This is a genomic window from Pelatocladus sp., assembly GCF_059505505.1.
In genome coordinates this window covers 12,624-30,508 of sequence record NZ_JCACKS010000223.1, presented here as the reverse complement: position 1 = coordinate 30,508, position 17,885 = coordinate 12,624, and the positions used below count along the sequence as shown (strand labels likewise).

The following is a 17,885-nucleotide window of genomic DNA, read 5'->3' as shown; positions in this document are numbered from 1 at the left end:
ATTTCAGTTAGTCACTCAAAGCAAAAATTATATCGTTTGAGTCAAGGTATCGAACACGTGTGGTTCGTTCTATCCTTGAGCTTGTTCAAGACCACAAAACCTTTTGCCGAGTAAACTCACAAGCATATACCCTAATGACCATCTAAGTTGTTACTCTACCCAAAGTTGTAGCTTAGAAGCTGCCTTTTGACTATCCAAATGTTGGTGAATTTCTTAAATTTTCTTATAACTTGTGCGATCGCTTTGACGATTTGTCATATAAATACGTAAGTTTTGTGAACTATAAGCTTGTATAATTTCTGCCTAAATACTCCAGGAGGTATGTTGAGTACTACTTATCTTGCAAAAAAATTTTAACAAGATAGTGACATCTGTGATTTAAAAATTTGATATTAAAACCACTTTTCAAAAAACAATCTTTATTTTTTGTTTTACACAATTGTTAAAGTATGTTGAATTTTTCTAATATATAGCAAATTGGATTAAGTTTTTTAAGCGCAGAACGCAGGCTATGCCAACAAAAATCAAATAGGATTGCTATAGATGTAAAGACAAGGAAGAATCTGTCAAACAAATTCTCCCTTGTCTGTCTTTCCCCTTGCTCCCTTCCCATTTAGATATCTAAATCCGTGAGGTTGAGTTTAGAACCATAGGTTTCAATAAATTCACGGCGAGGTGCAACCCGATCGCCCATTAAAATTGTAAAAATGCGATCAGCTTCAGCCGCATCCTCAATTTCCACTTGTTTAAGGGTACGTGTTTCTGGGTTCATGGTAGTTGACCAAAGTTGTTCGGGCATCATTTCACCCAAACCTTTGAAGCGTTGGATGTTGTAGTTAGCGTTTTCTGGAAACTGGCTAATGTGTTGGTCTTTTTCGCGATCGCTGTAGCAATATTTGTAATTTTTTCCTCGCTCTATTTTATAAAGTGGAGGACAAGCAATATAGATGTAACCCTCCTGGATTAACGCCCGTTGATAACGATAGAAGAAAGTTAATAACAGCGTACGGATGTGTGCGCCATCGACATCCGCGTCAGTCATAATCACAATCCGGTGATACCGCAGTTGGGAAGCATCAAATTCTTCACCTTTAACACCTAAACCAAGGGCAGTAATTAACGATTGAATTTCGTTATTTTTATAGATTTTGGCGTCATCAGTTTTTTCGATGTTCAGGATTTTTCCGCGTAGGGGTAGAATTGCTTGGAAGCGGCGATCGCGTCCTTGTTTTGCGGAACCACCTGCGGAGTCCCCCTCCACCAAGTAGATTTCCGATTCTTTGGGATCACGAGAAGAACAGTCTGCTAATTTACCAGGCAATGGCGAAGATTCTAACACCGATTTGCGGCGTACCAACTCCCGTGCATGACGGGCTGCTTCGGCTGCTTTAAAGGCTTGGATGGCTTTATCTAAAACCGCATCAGCAACACTAGGATGAAATTCTAAATATTCTGTGAGAGTTTCTCCCACAAAAGAATCAACAATTCCTCGAACTTCGGTGTTACCAAGTTTAGTTTTTGTTTGTCCTTCAAATTCTGGATCGGGAACTTTGACGGAAATTAGACCTGTCAAACCTTCACGGACATGTTCACCACTGAGATTGGGTTCACCGTCTTTGATCTTATTGCGCTTGCGGGCGATCGCATTTAGTGTCCTGGTGAGAACTGCCTTTAAACCTTCTAAGTGTGTACCACCATCAACAGTCCGAATATTGTTGGCAAAGCCCAAAACATTATCCGTATAAGCGTCAGTACACCATTGTAATGCTACCTCTACTTGAACATTATTACGTTCTCCCTGTACGAAAATCACTTCTTCATGTAGTGGTTGTTTGTCAGCATTTATGTAGGTAATATACTCACGAATACCACCCTTGTACTCATAAGTTTCTACTTTGATCTGATCGCTTTTGAGTAATTGCAGTCGGTGATCGGTAAAAGTAATTCTTACACCTGCATTTAAGTATGCTAACTCCCGTAGGCGACTTGCCAAAGTCGTATAGTCAAACTCTGTACCAGTAGTAAAGATTTGTGAATCTGGCTGAAAGCTGACGGAGGTGCCGGTGCGGTTATCTTTGTAAGGCTTGACATTCAGTTCAGTGACGGGAATACCTCGTTCATAACGCTGGGTATGAACATTTTTATCTCGCCAAACCGTCACTTCCACCCACTCAGATAAGGCATTAACAACAGAAACACCGACTCCGTGTAGTCCTCCAGAAACTTTGTAACCACCGCCGCCAAATTTTCCCCCGGCGTGCAGTACCGTCAATACTGTTTCCAAACCCGATTTCCCTGTTTTGGCAACAATTCCCGTAGGAATACCGCGACCATCATCTGTTACAGTAACAGAACCATCGGCGTTGAGATCCACCTCCACATGGGTGCAGTAGCCTGCTAAAGCCTCATCAATCGAGTTGTCCACCACCTCGTAAACTAAATGGTGAAGTCCTCGCGGACCAGTGGAACCGATGTACATCCCCGGTCGCTTGCGGACGGCTTCCAGACCTTCCAGAACTTGAATCTGTTCGGCACTGTAACTGCTCGTCATGAAAGTTCTCCTGATTTGTGGGGGTGAAGTCGCCAAAAGGCGAAAAAATTTAAAAACACTCCAGAATTCTAACACAAAAGCCTTATAGGCGACTGTAGGGCAATTTGCTGGTAAATTCAAATAGGGGTTGCATTCCCCTGCTTTGAGGAGGTGTGTGAGGAGAGTGGAAAGGGGACACGGGAGAGAAGGAGAATTCTTCACAACTAACTTTTGACAAATGACTATTGACAAATGACTAAATTAATTGTGATTTGTGGCGCGACGGCAACGGGTAAGTCAGGTTTAGCATTAGCTTTAGCTATGCGATTAGATACTGTAATTTTGAGTGCAGACTCCCGTCAAGTATACAGGGAATTTGATATTGGTACAGCAAAACCAACTCTGGATGAACAGAAATTAGTTCCGCACTATTTGATAGATATATGCAATCCTACAGAAGTGATGACTGTAGCAGATTACCAGGCGCAAGCGCAAGCCTTAATTTTGGGACAAAGGGGGGTGGAAGACAAGGGGGACAAGGGGGACAACATAGGAAGCATTTTGACTTCCCCTACTCTCCACACTCTCCACACTCCCCATTCCCCAGTATTGCTGGTGGGGGGTACTGGTTTATACATTCGCTCAATTACTCAAGGGATGAAGATTCCTAGGGTAGCGCCACAACAGGAGTTGCGATCGCAGTTGGAATCTATTGGTCAAATGCAACTCTACGCTATATTACAACAGGTTGATCCAGTTGCCGCAGCCAAGATTCACCTCAATGATTCTGTACGGACTTTAAGAGCATTAGAAGTATTTTACGTTACTGGTCGCCCGATTTCTGAGCAACAAGGAGAAAATCCCCCAAGTTATCCAATTTTACAAATAGGTTTAGATTGTGATGCTGCTCATCTGGGCGATCGCATTACTCAGCGCACTGAGAAAATGATTGCAGATGGTTTAGTAGCGGAGGTGGAGTATCTTTGTCAAAAATACGGTGCTGACTTGCCTTTACTAAATACTTTAGGGTATCAAGAAATTAAGCAATATGTGGCTGAGAATATTTCTTTAGATCAAGCAAAAGAATTAACTATTTTACACACTCGACAGTTTGCTAAACGTCAACGCACTTGGTTTCGTGCTTATCGTCAAATTGAGTGGTTTGATGTTGAAAGTCCAGATTTGTTAGAAAAAGTATGGCAGAGAGTCCAAAGTTTTATTACTACTTTTGAAGATATATAGTGGAATTATAAATCTGATTTTTATATCATGATGATGCACGTTTAGGATTAATATTCGAGTATGCTTATAATTAAATTATTCTTTGAATATGTATAATTTGAGAGAACCGTTATCACAAGTTTTGTCATTTTCTTTTATTGTTAATATTTTCTTGTTGAGCGTTTTAGGATTATTTATTGTTAATCCAGATAAAGCATTGTATATATTGTCAAATTTAAGGAATATTTTTAATTTCAAAAAAACTAGTTATCTAAATACTTATCCTCCCTATTACTGGCATAAGATAAATCAATTTACCAAACTACCGCAATCAGAATCGGATATTATTATGCTGGGTGATAGTATCACTGATGAAGGAGAATGGATAGAATTATTGTCGAATATTAATGTGAAAAATAGGGGCATATCTGGAGATACAATCGAGAGAATTTTGTATCGTTTAGAGACAATATTATCAACCAAGCCAAAGCAAATCTTCTTAATGATAGGTATTAACGATTTAATCAATGCTCATAAATCAGTTGCTCAAACTTTAGATTCCTATGAAGAAATCTTACGTGAGTTTCGAGAGAAAATACCTAATACAAAAATTTTTCTCCAAAGTATTTTACCTGTTAATAATACAATTTATTTATATTGGCAGGATAATAATAATATTTTAAAGTTAAATCTAGGTTTGAGAGAACTTGCAACTAAATATAATTATGAATATATAGATTTATTTTCTCATTTGCTAGATTCAGAACAGCAATTAGATGCTAGATATACAAAAGATGGTGTACATTTAAATGGTGAAGCATATCTAGTGTGGAAATCAATTATTGAAAAATATCTTGTGGGTTGGAACGATGTTAATATCCCTGGCGACTAGAAGTCGCAGCGATACAAACAAAACCCGCAAGATAAGGGTTAAAAAGTAATAAATAATTAATAATTATTAATTATTAATCTTCTATTCACTTTGAAGAGGGAGCATCCCAAATGTTCAAAAAACCCGCCTGCGATTGAAATGCTTTAAGCAGAGTACTTGATTTATTTGAGTCGCCTTCAGACGACTTGTGCTATTAGCTAACGGTTTAAACCCAAGCGCGGTATATTGAAAAAATTGGGATGCTCCCCTTTGAAGAGGACTTGGGGAGAGGTTCTTTGATATCACGTTAGATTAGCTAACTTGACTTGAAGAAGTTGTACTCACATCATCACTTTTGAGATAACCATCTTCCATATAAATGATGCGATCGCCTATATCTAAAATCCGGTTATCATGCGTCACCATCAAAATAGTACAACCTTGTTCTTTGGCTAATTTTTGCATTAATTCTACTACATCTCGCCCAGATTTTTTATCAAGAGCAGCGGTAGGTTCGTCTGCTAAAACTATTTTAGGATGACTGACTAATGCACGAGCGATCGCTACTCTTTGTTTTTGTCCACCAGATAAGCTTTCTGCATAATAATCGACGCGGTTTCCTAAACCAACTTGTTCTAAAATGGCAGTTGCTTTTGTATTTAAATCTTGATCTAACATCTCTTCATGTAATTCTAGAGACATGCGAACATTTTGTTTTGCTGTTAAAAATGTCATCAGGTTATGTGCTTGAAAAATATAGCCAATTTCACGACGAATTTGTGTTAGCTGTTTTTTGTTAGCTCCACACATTTCTTGATTTAATATGCTTAAGCTACCTTCTTGGGCAGAACGTAAGCCACCCATCAAAGTTAATAATGTAGTTTTACCTGAACCAGATGGGCCTGTCATAATCACGATTTCTCCCGCATATATATCTAAGTTAATGTCAAATAATACTTGCTTACGGAGATTACCTTTACCAAAGTAGTGATTGAGATTTTGAATTGAAATTACAGGTTGCATAAGTGTTAGTAGTTAGTAGTTTTATTGTTAACCACAAATGACAAATAACAAATGACAAATAAGCAAGTTAAAACATATCTGCGGGATCGGCGGCGCGGAGTTTTCGCATAGCTATTATCCCGGAAACACTACACATAATAATTGTTAGGGAAAGCACAAATATGGCGCGGTTGAGTTTCATTCCTACAGGAAGTAAAGTTGCAGCGTAGGTGATCTGATACAGCCCTATCGAAAGTGCTAATCCAGGTATAAATCCTAATGCTGCTAACAATAAAGCTTCTTGCATTAACATGATCATGAGATAGCGATCGCTATATCCCATTGCTTTGAGAGTGGCATATTCTGGTAGGTGATCGGACACATCAGAATAGAGAATCTGGTAAACAATTACAATCCCAACAATGAATCCTACCGCTACTCCCATACCAAAGATAAATCCGATTCCCTGATTACCCCAGTAGTTAATTTCGATTTGGGCAAATTCTTGGGGAGTTATTACTTTGATATCGTTTGGTAAACCTGCTTGTAGTTGCGATCGCACTTTTTCTACATCTGCACCAGATTCAAGGTTAATCAGTCCAACTGCAATTTGATTTGGTTGGTAGTTAGGAAAAAGTTTGAGAAAGGTAGAATCACTAGTTAATATGTTACCATCAGCACCAAAAGAAGCACCTAGCTGAAATAAACCTACCACTTGCATATTTTGACCATTCACTTGTGCTTCAACACTCCCGTTTTGTTTGATTAAGTCTGGGATCGGGCCGTATTCCGGGCGAGAAGCACGATCAAATAATACTCGATCTAGTTGTGTAAGTTGATCTAGATGCTGGTTCACTTCCGGAAAGTTAAAAGGTGGGTTGGCTGGATCGATTCCCCACACCAAAATTCCCCGACTGAAGCGAGTTTGAGAATTACGCCATTGAGCAATATCAGCATATAGGGGACGAACTGATTTTACTCCGTCATAGGCTAAGGTTTGCTGCAATCTCTCTCTGGAAAAGCTTTTGACGTAGAATAATGTTTGAAACTGGGGATTAATTAAAACTAAATCTGCCTGTAAATTTTGGTGAGGCTTTGTGGCACTATCAAATAAGGCATCTAATAATCCAAGTTGTACAAACATTAGCATATCGGCAAAACCTATACCTGCAAGGGCTACTATTAAGCGTGTTTTTTCTTTCTTTAATTGCAGCCATGCTAAGGGAATGCGACGAAATAATTTGGTAAGCATGGTAATAATTTGAAATTTGGTAAAAGCTATTTTAAGAAATCTTCATATTCTGTAGATTTAGTGAGCCTGGTAGTAGCTCTTCGTGATGCTATGAGTATAAGAAAAGCTGGTAGTATCAACAGCCAGAAACCTGATATTGGCTCAAGAAATACACCAACCAAAGAAATTGCAAGAAGATTCCAACCGAGAAAAGCTGGTAGGGTGATTCTCTGAGCTTCCGCCCAGCAGCATAGCTGTCCTAAAGTCAAAAGTAGTGGAGCAGCTATCATAAACTGCCAGAAAGCATCTTCTCGATCAAAGTAAGGAGCAAATGGATCAGGAGCAACTGTATTGAATATCCCGTTCTGAATTATGTCTGTAAGCGGTCCAGCAAAAATCCAGACACCAATTACAACATGAATGATGCTGATAACAATTAAAAGATATCCGATAACTCGAAACATACTAAGTCTCCTTTGTTGGAAATAGCAAATTTTTTGATTGCATCTATATCAAACATTCGTTATAAATAGTGGACAAAAAACCTCTACAACTCAATAGCTGTCTGCACTTGTAAGTTAGTCAAACTACTCACTCGCTTGCTATCTTCTGGGTTGAGGCGTATTTTGACTTCAACTACGCGGCGATCTAAATTTTCTCCTGGTTCATTGCTGAAAACGTTTTGTTTATTCACCTGTAAGCCGATGTGTGAAACCTTTCCTCGCAACTCTCCAGAAAAAGCCTGTCCGGTAATTACAGCTTGTTGCCCAAGTTGAATTTTGCCAATATCAGTTTGATAAACTTCTGCTACTACTAGCATCTGGTTGGTTTGTCCGAGTTCTGCAATCCCAGCATCAGCAATTTTTTCTCCAGCGTAGGTATGGATCTTGAGAATTTGTCCTGGAAATGGGGCGCGGATATAAGCTTGTTCTAGGTTAGTTTGTGCTTGTTTGAGTGTGGCGATCGCATTGTCTACTTCTGCTTGTGCTGTTTGAACATCAACAGGACGAACTTCGGCTATTTGATTAAGAGTTGCTTTTGCTGATTTTAATTCTTGTTGTCGGGATGTTTGAATGCGTCTGAGGTTGGCGATCGCTTCGGCTAATTCTTGTTGTCGGGATGTTTGGATACGTTGGAGGTTGGCGATCGCTTCGGCTAGTTGCTGTTGTGTCGTTTGAAATGTCAAGCGTTTGCTATCTAATAAAGATGCAGAAATTGCCCTTTGTTGATAAAGTGTTTGATGACGTTGGAATTCCAATTTGGCGTTTGCTAATTCTGCTGTTAATCGCCCGATGTTGGCTTTCTGGGCTTGGGATTCTGTCTGTTTTTCTGCCCTCAAACGGGCTATAGTTGCTGTTTGTGCCTGAATTTCTGTGAGTTGTTCTGTCTGAATTCGATTAATGTTTGCTTGCTGTGCTTGAATTTCTCCAGTTTTTGCCCCCGCTTTTACCTGTGCTAGTTTAGCTTGGGCAATTTTCACTTGTTCTTTTGCTTGGACTACAGCATCTTCCAAGCGTTTTTGAGAATCCAAAATTGCTATAACTTGTCCTGTTTTGACGCGATCGCTTTCTTTGACAAACCATTTTGCTAGGCGATCGCCATCCAGCGCTAAAGGTGCAGATAAGCTAATTACTTCTCCTTCTGGCTGCAAGCGTCCGAGAGCGGTAACTTTTTTGACAACAGGAGGAGTTTCTACTGCTGGAGGTTCGGAATTACCAACTAAGCCAAATTGCGAGATTCCATAGAAGGCGATCGCACTAGTTAAAGCCGTAGCTGTTATAACTAATCCGATTAGTTTTGGAGTAGAAGGCTTTGAGATAAATTGTTGAGTCATATTTATTTCCTGATTTTTGCAGCCAAACTTTCCTTTTCCCTATTTTCTAGATATGCAGTTAACATGTTTGCTAACAAATCGCTTTGTTCTGTGTAAGAAATGGTATCACCTTCAAACATCCGAGCCGAAATTAAGCCGTTGATCAAACAATAGATGAAGTCAGCGATCGCTCGATCTTCAATTTCTAAATAGCTTGCAAGTGCTTGTATGGCATCATCCCAAACTCTGCTGAGAGTTTGGTTATGTAACAACTCAGTTCGTTCTTGCTGCTGATAAAAATCAAGCATTAGTAAATTTTGTTTAAAAAAATAGTCTTCATTTTTAGCAACAAAATTCATCAAACTTTTGATGCGCTCTGCTAATGTCTGGACATCTCCTGCTTCAGCCAGAAAATTAAGAATATCCTGCTTTGTCAATTCTTCAATCAACTGTAAAAATAAGGCTTCTTTACTAGGAAAATAATGATAAAGTGTCCCGGTAGAAACTCCTAAACCTTTAGCGATCTCGCGCATCGTGATTGACGCATAGCCTTTTTCTGCAAATAGATCAAAGGATTTCATCAACAATTCTTTGCGATATTGTTTATGATCAACAATCTTCGGCATTGAGGCTAAAAAATATATCGAACGTTAGTTATATAATAAGTTTAACAGAAAGACTTGGCAAGATGGTTGAATAAAATTTGATGCGAGCCTCTAGAAATTTTCTGGATCTACGCCAAGCGATCGCAATTTTTCTGCTAACATTTGAACGTGTTGTAATGCTTGTTCTTTTTCTAAACGTTCCTTTTCTGCACGTTCATCTCCAGTCAGCAAAACAGTACCATCTTGGTAGCACCAGCGTAACCACACATCTTGTCTACCTTCAAATTTACCTTGCCAGAGAGTTAAGCCTAAACCGACTTGTTCCAACCAAGTTTCAGAAGTTTCAAAATAGCGCCTACCGCGAATTTCATAAACACGCAACGCCTGTTCTGATAATTGTTGAGTGGGGTCGTATACTACATAGTAACTTGCTCGCATGTGTTCGTAAGTTTTGAGTTTACTGCCTAGTTCATCACCTTCTTTATTAGAGACTATTTCAATCACTACTTCCGGGGGTTTCCCAAACTTCCAAAGCATATAACAACGGTTTTGTTTCTCCCACCAGTTAGCAGCCACTTGGACATCTAGGCTGAGAAAAACATCAGGTACAATTGGAGGCTGTCCGTCAGTATGATATATGCCGACATTAGCTTCGGCTAAAAAAGTCTGATTTTGTAATGAACTATAAACAGAGGTAACTAACAGGCGTTGTTGTTTAGCAGAAGCAAAATTATCCACAGGCATATCATCTTCAGTAACTAGCTGGCTAGCATCTGGCACATAGTAACCATCATTATTGATTAAAAGTTGCTCAACCATGAGTTTACCCACCACTTAAGAGCGATATTTCTAGGTTAGTTGATTCAACAAAACACCTGTAACAATATTAATTAGACCAACTCACACAAGCGATCGCATCGCATCTTTCCCTTAAAAACCTATGCTCACCCAAGACAAACAACAACGCAACTGGCAACCTATTATCAAGGAATTTGAAGCAGCAGTTGGCAAAAATGGTGTTGTGCAACGCCGTGAAGAACTGATCACTTATGAATGCGATGGACTCACCAGCTATCGCCAACGTCCGGCGATAGTGGTACTACCTAGAACGACTCAACAGGTGGCAATGGTAGTGAAAATATGCAATAAATATTCTGTCCCCTTTATTGCTCGTGGTTCTGGTACTGGTTTATCAGGTGGGGCTTTGCCAATTGAAGATAGCGTTTTAATTGTTACTTCTTTAATGCGGCAAACTCTGAAAATAGATTTAGAGAATCAGCGTGTTATTGTTCAACCAGGAGTGATTAATAACTGGGTAACGCAAACTGTTAGTGGTGCTGGTTTTTACTACGCTCCCGATCCCTCTAGTCAAATTATCTGCTCTATTGGTGGTAATGTTGCGGAAAACTCTGGGGGTGTGCATTGTCTCAAATATGGTGTCACAACTAACCACGTTTTGGGATTAAAAATAGTCACTCCCGAAGGCGAAATCCTAGATTTGGGAGGAGAAATTCCCGAAATACCTGGTTATGATTTAACGGGTATATTTGTTGGTTCGGAAGGAACGCTGGGTATCGCTACAGAAATTACCCTACGAATCCTCAAAAGTGCAGAATCAATCTGTGTGTTGTTGGCAGATTTTACGAGTATTGAAGCGGCAGGAGCGAGTGTTTCTGATATTATCAGCGCGGGGATTATTCCTGGCGGTATGGAAATTATGGATAATCTCAGCATCAATGCTGTGGAAGATGTGGTGAAAACAAATTGTTATCCCCGTGATGCTGTGGCAATTCTATTAATAGAAATTGATGGTTTAGCTGTAGAAGTTGCAACAAATAAACAAAGAATCGTGGAAATTTGCCAACAAAATGGAGCGCGTAATGTTACTTCTGCCAGTGATCCAGATACGCGACTAAAATTATGGAAAGGACGCAAAGCTGCGTTTGCTGCGGCTGGACATTTGAGTCCAGATTATTATGTTCAAGATGGAGTGATTCCCCGGACTCAGTTGGCTTATGTGTTGCAAGAAATTGAGACATTGAGCCAAAAATATGGTTATCAAATTGCTAATGTATTTCATGCTGGTGATGGGAATCTTCACCCATTAATTTTGTTTGATAATTCTGTTCCGGGTGCATTAGAAATAGTGGAAGAAGTGGGGGGAGAAATCCTCAAGTTATGTGTGAGAGTCGGTGGTAGTATTTCTGGCGAACACGGTATTGGTGCAGATAAGAAATGTTACATGGCTGAGATGTTTACGGAAGCTGATTTAGAAACTATGCAATGGGTACGCCAAGTTTTTAATCCTCAAGGTTTAGCGAATCCAGAGAAGATTTTTCCGACGCCGCGCACATGTGGAGAAGCTGCAAAATCTATGGGTGAGAGTAGTAAGAAGTTTGAGTTAATAGATGGGGTAGATCGTTTTTAACAGTTATCAGTTATCAGTTATCAGTTAGGGAATACCAAAAAATCAGCGTTGCTGATTTCATATATGATACAGGATTTTGGGTAATTCCAAAACCCTTGTAGCAGAGGCGATATATCGTGTCTGCTACATCTAGATTCATACCACAATTCAGCAACGCCAAAAAATCAATTATCTAATATTTCGTAGGGTACGTTACTTTGTTAACGCACCATCTTTAAAGTATCGTTGACGGTGCGTTAGGCGTTCCGCCATAAAACACTATAGATATTAAGATTTATAAAATTTAGTGGCATAGCAAGTTTTTGTAAAATGAATTTATGCAAAAATGCTAAAAAAGATACAGTAAATAACTTAACTATTTGCCATTATTCTGCAATTTATATATTTGAAGCTCTATAACAAGTCAAGACTTAAGTAGGTTGAGTAACTATAAGCTTTGCTAAATTTTTCATCCGCAGTGCATAGGATAGAATTTTGGTCAACAAAGGCTTCTTGCCCTTGGTCTAACGTCCTTAAAGGCATCTACTACAATTAGATATTATTTTATGGAGAGAAGACCTAGTAGAGTCAGTAAACCAACCAGGGACTCTCGCATGAATATCAATCCATCAGAATCTACCACAGAATTAGCACAAGCTGTCTGTCAAAAATTTCAAATCGATACAGATTTAGAAGATGGAAGTAATTCCAATCAAATATTGAGTGCGATCGCTCAACTAATTTGTCAATCGATTGATTTAAATACGATTCTGAATTTTACAGTTAAAGAATTACGAAGGCTATTACTAAGCGATCGCACACTGATTTACCATTTAGATTCTAGTGGTAGTGGAACTATAGTTGCAGAATCTACTATTGTTGCGGGTAGTCCACTGTTAGGAATGAAGATCACAGACTCTTGCTTTAGCGAAAAACATGCAGAACGCTACAAGCGTGGTTGTATCCAGATTGTAGAAGATATTTACGCAGCTGGATTGCATCCTTGTCTGATAGATTTTCTATCCTCTTTGCAAGTCAGAGCTAATCTCGTAGTACCGATTATCTTGCAGCAAGATCTTTGGGGATTTTTAATAGCACAGTATTGTTGTGAACCACGACAATGGCTACAAACAGAAATTGATTTGCTCAAACAATTAGCAACCCAAATCAGTATTGCTATCCAACACTCAGAACTACGTCAACAGGTGCAACATCTGCAAACCGAAAGGAAGTTACAAGAGTCTGATAAATTAGTAAGAAATATCACCAGAAAAATACGTGATTGTATAGATATAGATCATGTTTTAGAGACTGTTGTTGCTGAATTAGCAAAGGTGTTACAAGTTGAGCATTGCCATGTCGAATTCTATGATACTAGTTATACTTTCGCGACTATCGCCCACGAATACACTACTATCTCTTCCGTCTACCAAGAGATGAAACGACAGGTTGCAGATTTTCCCAAACTGTATCAGCCACTATTACAAAAACAGCCGTTACAATTTAGTGAAATTTTACGAGATTGGAATCCTAATTTAGTTATAGTGACACAGCTAGCCTGTCCCATTTTTGATGCCGAAACAGTGATGGGAAATATTTGGCTAACAAAAGTGACTCAAGAAGCGTTTGCAGAATCGGAAATTAAACTGGTACAACAACTAGCAAATCAATGTGCGATCGCAATTCGCCAAGCTAAACTTTATCAACTAGCCCAGACCCAAGTAAACCAAATCGAAAAACTCGACGATCTCAAACACGAATTTCTCAGATCTCTTTCCCATGAATTGCGAACACCAATCACCAGTATTAGCCTAGCCGTGCAAACCTTAGAAACAATCATCAAGCAAGAAACATCATTCGATGCAGACATAGTATCACAACTGTTGCAGATTTTACAGAACGAATGTCAGCGAGAAAGCAAACTGATTAATGATCTGCTTTCACTCACATACTTAGAAGCAGAAGCCGAAGTTTTAACTGTAATCGTGATTGATCTCAACAGTTGGCTTCCTCCGATTGTTGAATCTTTTCGAGAAGTTACTATTTGTCAGCAGCAACAGTTATTTTTGCATCTGGCTGGGGAACTCCCACCTTTAGAAACAGATATCACTGACTTAGAACGTATTGTTATAGAATTACTCAGCAACGCCTGTAAATATACACCTGCGGGTGAATCGATTACCGTTGCTGCATCTGCAACAGAGGAAACCGTAGAGATCAAGATTAGTAATTCTGGCGTTAAAATAGATACTAATGAAATTGCACGTATTTTCGATCCCTTTTACCGCCTTCCTCAACATCATCCTTCGCTGTACGGTGGTAGTGGGTTAGGATTAGCACTAGTGCAAAAACTGGCAAAACATTTGAAAGCTTCTATTAGTGTCGAAAGTACAGCTGTTTCCACCACCTTTACTCTTATTTTACCAAGAGCGATCGCAGCATGAATATTTTTCAGTATATCCTGCATCAAAACGGTGGTGCTAAAAAATACTAAAATCCTATGTAATTTTTATAGAGAATGTTATATTTCTCTGTAAACACAACTTTATAATTATATCTGAGCAAATAAAAATATTTGAGTAGTAAAAGATACGGAGTCATCCGTGAAAAAACTCTAAATATTTGCTTTTTAATAATATGACTAACTGGAATTGGCAGAAGTTATCTAGTGGTACAGCAATGCGGCTTTTATCTGTAGCATTGACTTTAGCAGTGATCAATTTCGCAGAACAAGCATTAGCACTAGGAAGAGGTAATAGTGGGCCTCAAGTCACGAGTGTCCAGAGATGTTTGCAAAAGTTAGGATACTACAACGGGCCGATCAACGGCAATTTTGGCCCCTTAACTGAAAATGCTGTCAAAAAATTCCAGCAAGCAAAGAAAATTTCTGCGATTGGCCAGGTAGGACCGCAAACTCAGCGATCGCTACAAGCTGCGTGTCAATCTAAACAATCCAGGAGTAGCACTAGTAACGTCCTCAAAGTAGGAAGTAGAGGTTCAGCAGTCACACAACTGCAAAAATCTTTGCGGACATTGGGTTATTTTAATGGCCCGGTTACAGGTTATTTTGGTCAAGAAACACAACAAGCTCTGATTAGATTTCAGCAATCCAAAAGATTGCAAGCTGATGGTGTTGCTGGTGGAAACACTTTACAAGTGATACGTACTAGTTTGGCATCAAGATCAAATAAGACTGTCGGTAGTAGAGTTGATAATTATCCCAACGTCTGGAATGAAGGTGATGCCGGAGCGCAAGTATTACAATTACAAAGAAACTTGGCAAAGTTGGGTTATTTCCAAGCGACTCCTACTGGTAATTTTGGCTCTGTCACCAAAGATGCTGTCGTGCGTTTTCAGCGCGATTACGGACTCACAGCTAACGGAATAGTTGATGGACAAACTTGGACAGCAATATCCACAAACGCCAACTATTCAAACGTCAACTATTCAAATGTGAACAACCCAAATATCAATAACTCTGGGTGTTCACCAACAAGCGGTTTTATCTGTTTGGGTGAAAACAGTCCGCGCGTTGTCACTGTGCAACAAAGTTTACGTCAACAAGGATTATTTAATCGGGATGTTACAGGTTACTATGGCACGGAAACTAGAGATGCTGTAGCCCAATTTCAGCAAACCGCTAGACTCAATCCCACAGGAGTTGTAGATTTTCAAACCTGGCAAGCATTAGGATTGACAAACAGCAACCCTACTGAAGTACAAAATTCAACAGTTGAAAATCGCTATGTGGTAATTGTACCAATTCGTGATGCCAATACTCTTGATCAAGTTCGTCAGTTTGTACCTCAAGCTTTTACGATGCAATCAAAATTGGGAGATTATGTGAATGCAGGTGCATTTCGCGATCGCTCCGAAGCCGAAAAACGTTCTAGCCAGTTACGCGATCGCGGTTTTGATGCACGGGTAGAATATCTTTGAGGCAGGGTGGTTTCATACAAGCAGAGAAAAATTAAAATCTTCTTTTAAAGCCTCTCCCCTTAATAAGGGGAGAGGTTTGGAGAGGGGTAAAAATCTATGCTTCAAAACGAGAAATACAGACTTCCATATTTTTATTTTTTCGTATGAAACCACCCTGCTCTGGGGATAAGGGGAAGGTAGGAGTCCCCTGGAGGGGCGAAGGGGTAATGGGGATTGGGGATCGCGAGATATAGAGGACAATAGTTTTAAATATTTTTGAGGCTAATAGCATAGCAAAAGTCGGTTTAAAGCGACTGTTTTGTGATAGTTAAGTTCGTTTAAACGGACTTAAGCTATGAGCAGGAGAACTTTAGTTCAGGGCGGTTTCTGTCTAGAATGAAATAGCCCTGGGTTCTACTATTTTTAAGAAATATTGAAAAATAATCGGCTAATTTATATACACTTCTATAGATAGATGAACTAAAAAAATTATCTTTTGGAATAATTTGTATCATTAGGAACAACTAATAAAGAATAATGAGATTAGAAACTATAAATTTTAATCTAAGATCTACCTATGCTTATGAAATGGTACAACGAACCGCCAGCGTGGGAACAACAAGAGGGAGTAATTACCGTTACTTCAGGAGCAAAAACAGATTTTTGGCGTAGAACTCAATACTGTATCCGTGATAATGGCAATTTTTATTATCGAGAAGTCACAGGCAATTTTACTGCTCAAGTTAAAATCATTGGTAATTATCAAAACTCATGCGATCATGCAGGATTAATGATTCGTGTCGATGAGAAAACTTGGCTAAAATCTAGCGTTGAATTTGTAAATGACACACACTACGTCAGTGCAGTGATCACTCAAAACGACTCTGACTGGTCGATTATACCACTAGCACATCGTCCCGATTGCTTGTGGTTGCGTTTGCAGCGCACAGGCGACACCATAGAAGTAATGTATTCCATCGATGGAAAAGATTACACGACACTCATGTTAGCGTGCCTAACTGATCAAGAAACAGTGCAGGTAGGATTAGTATGTGCTTGTCCACAAAGCGATGGTTTTGAGGTAAGATTCGAGAATTTTCAAATTCAAGATAACAGCATTCAACCCTATTCTCAAGTCGGAATCTAAAATTAGAAATTGAGAATTTGGGATTATTGTTAGTCAGAGGCTTCTACCTGAAATTTAGAATTTAATATTGGGAATTTAATCTACACTCTGATCGCCAGATCAAGGCTAATTTATTATCTGAAGAAAAATTAATCTCTTCCCATCCAAAAAATAGATCTGCGGAGTCCATAGGTAGTTCATAATAGCTTGGCACTACAAAAAGCTAGAGGCTAAAAAATAATGACTGAAGCTCGGATTGGAATCATTGGCGGTAGTGGTTTATACAAAATGGATGCCCTGAAAGATGTAGAAGAAGTGAGAGTAGATACACCCTTTGGCTCACCTTCTGATGCTGTAATTTTAGGGACTTTGGATGATACACGAGTAGCGTTTTTAGCTCGTCATGGACGTAATCACACGCTTTTACCTTCAGAACTGCCATTCCGTGCCAATATTTATGCAATGAAGCAATTGGGTGTGGAGTATTTGATTTCAGCGAGTGCGGTAGGTTCTTTGAAAGCTGAAGCGAAACCATTGGATATGGTAGTTCCTGATCAATTTATTGATCGAACTAAAAATCGAGTTTCTACCTTTTTTGGCGAAGGAATAGTTGCTCACATTGCCTTTGGTGATCCAGTCTGTCATAATTTGGCTGGAGTTGTCGCAGATGCGATCGCTTCTCTAAATCTCCCAGATGTCACCCTACATCGTGGCGGTACTTATGTATGTATGGAAGGCCCAGCATTTTCTACCAAAGCAGAATCTAATTTATACCGCAGTTGGGATGCAACAATCATTGGGATGACAAATTTACCAGAAGCGAAGTTAGCACGGGAAGCTGAAATCGCCTACGCAACTTTGGCGCTAGTAACCGATTATGATTGTTGGCATCCAGATCATGATAGTGTCACAGTCGAAATGGTCGTGAATAATTTACAACGAAATGCTGTCAATGCCCAAAAAGTCATTCAAGAAACAGTGCGACGCTTAAGTGATAACCCACCACCTAGCGCTGCTCATTCAGCATTAAAATATGCAATCTTAACACCATTGGATAAAGTATCAACAGCAACAAAAGAAAAATTAGCTTTGTTGTTGAAAAAATATATTTAATTCCTAAGAGGCGAAGTTTTTGGTGAGTAATTTCTTCTATCAATCAAA

The 17,885-nt window shown here is 39.2% G+C and carries 14 protein-coding genes; 7 read left to right on the top strand and 7 right to left on the bottom strand.

The features are described 5' to 3' along the window. Nucleotides 1–613 precede the first annotated feature (613 nt). Nucleotides 614–2,551: a DNA topoisomerase (ATP-hydrolyzing) subunit B gene (gene gyrB / locus AC5JMK_RS20820; protein WP_096678552.1), complete on the bottom strand. Its 1,938-nt coding sequence runs from the start codon at nucleotides 2,549–2,551 to the stop codon at nucleotides 614–616. Between the two features lie 231 nt (nucleotides 2,552–2,782). Here gyrB and miaA point away from each other — a divergent pair, with 231 nt between their 5' ends. Beyond that, entirely contained in the window at nucleotides 2,783–3,772 is a 990-nt protein-coding gene (gene miaA, locus AC5JMK_RS20815) for a tRNA (adenosine(37)-N6)-dimethylallyltransferase MiaA (protein ID WP_495910935.1), read from the top strand. Nucleotides 3,773–3,860: 88 nt separating this feature from the next. After that, the gene (locus AC5JMK_RS20810; protein ID WP_096678548.1) at nucleotides 3,861–4,643 is read left to right on the top strand and encodes a GDSL-type esterase/lipase family protein; all 783 of its coding nucleotides are present in this window, start codon (nucleotides 3,861–3,863) and stop codon (nucleotides 4,641–4,643) included. A 291-nt stretch (nucleotides 4,644–4,934) separates the two neighbouring features. On the opposite strand, the gene AC5JMK_RS20805 is transcribed toward AC5JMK_RS20810, so the two are convergent. The 6 genes from AC5JMK_RS20805 to AC5JMK_RS20780 form a co-directional block, all read right to left on the bottom strand. After that, a complete protein-coding gene (locus tag AC5JMK_RS20805; protein ID WP_096678546.1) occupies nucleotides 4,935–5,645 on the bottom strand; it encodes a DevA family ABC transporter ATP-binding protein in 711 nt (236 codons plus the stop codon). Between the two features lie 67 nt (nucleotides 5,646–5,712). Next, nucleotides 5,713–6,876 (bottom strand): ABC transporter permease DevC, encoded by a 1,164-nt coding sequence (devC, locus tag AC5JMK_RS20800; RefSeq protein ID WP_096678544.1) that lies wholly within the window; start codon nucleotides 6,874–6,876, stop codon nucleotides 5,713–5,715. Between the two features lie 26 nt (nucleotides 6,877–6,902). Further along, the gene (locus AC5JMK_RS20795) at nucleotides 6,903–7,319 is read right to left on the bottom strand and encodes a DUF6463 family protein (RefSeq protein ID WP_096678542.1); all 417 of its coding nucleotides are present in this window, start codon (nucleotides 7,317–7,319) and stop codon (nucleotides 6,903–6,905) included. Between the two features lie 83 nt (nucleotides 7,320–7,402). Beyond that, a complete protein-coding gene (locus AC5JMK_RS20790) occupies nucleotides 7,403–8,689 on the bottom strand; it encodes an ABC exporter membrane fusion protein (RefSeq protein WP_096678540.1) in 1,287 nt (428 codons plus the stop codon). A 2-nt stretch (nucleotides 8,690–8,691) separates the two neighbouring features. Continuing rightward, the gene (locus tag AC5JMK_RS20785; RefSeq protein WP_495910934.1) at nucleotides 8,692–9,294 is read right to left on the bottom strand and encodes a TetR/AcrR family transcriptional regulator; all 603 of its coding nucleotides are present in this window, start codon (nucleotides 9,292–9,294) and stop codon (nucleotides 8,692–8,694) included. A gap of 90 nt (nucleotides 9,295–9,384) precedes the next feature. After that, nucleotides 9,385–10,092, bottom strand: a complete 708-nt coding sequence (locus AC5JMK_RS20780; RefSeq protein ID WP_495910933.1) for a Uma2 family endonuclease — start codon at nucleotides 10,090–10,092, stop codon at nucleotides 9,385–9,387. A gap of 121 nt (nucleotides 10,093–10,213) precedes the next feature. Here AC5JMK_RS20780 and glcD point away from each other — a divergent pair, with 121 nt between their 5' ends. The 5 genes from glcD to AC5JMK_RS20755 all read left to right on the top strand — a co-directional run bounded on the left by glcD (nucleotide 10,214) and on the right by AC5JMK_RS20755 (nucleotide 17,837). Next, nucleotides 10,214–11,701 carry a glycolate oxidase subunit GlcD gene (gene glcD / locus AC5JMK_RS20775; protein WP_096678534.1) on the top strand — a complete coding sequence of 496 codons (1,488 nt, stop codon included), beginning with the start codon at nucleotides 10,214–10,216 and terminating at the stop codon, nucleotides 11,699–11,701. Between the two features lie 593 nt (nucleotides 11,702–12,294). Next, nucleotides 12,295–14,124, top strand: coding sequence for a sensor histidine kinase (locus tag AC5JMK_RS20770; protein WP_096678532.1), 1,830 nt, complete (start codon nucleotides 12,295–12,297; stop codon nucleotides 14,122–14,124). A gap of 193 nt (nucleotides 14,125–14,317) precedes the next feature. After that, nucleotides 14,318–15,619 carry a peptidoglycan-binding domain-containing protein gene (locus AC5JMK_RS20765; protein WP_096678530.1) on the top strand — a complete coding sequence of 434 codons (1,302 nt, stop codon included), beginning with the start codon at nucleotides 14,318–14,320 and terminating at the stop codon, nucleotides 15,617–15,619. A 556-nt stretch (nucleotides 15,620–16,175) separates the two neighbouring features. Beyond that, on the top strand, nucleotides 16,176–16,745 hold the full coding sequence (locus tag AC5JMK_RS20760) for a DUF1349 domain-containing protein (protein WP_495910932.1): 570 nt from the start codon (nucleotides 16,176–16,178) through the stop codon (nucleotides 16,743–16,745). 219 nt (nucleotides 16,746–16,964) lie between these two features. After that, on the top strand, nucleotides 16,965–17,837 hold the full coding sequence (locus tag AC5JMK_RS20755) for an S-methyl-5'-thioadenosine phosphorylase (protein ID WP_495910931.1): 873 nt from the start codon (nucleotides 16,965–16,967) through the stop codon (nucleotides 17,835–17,837). The last annotated feature ends 48 nt before the right edge of the window (nucleotides 17,838–17,885 follow it).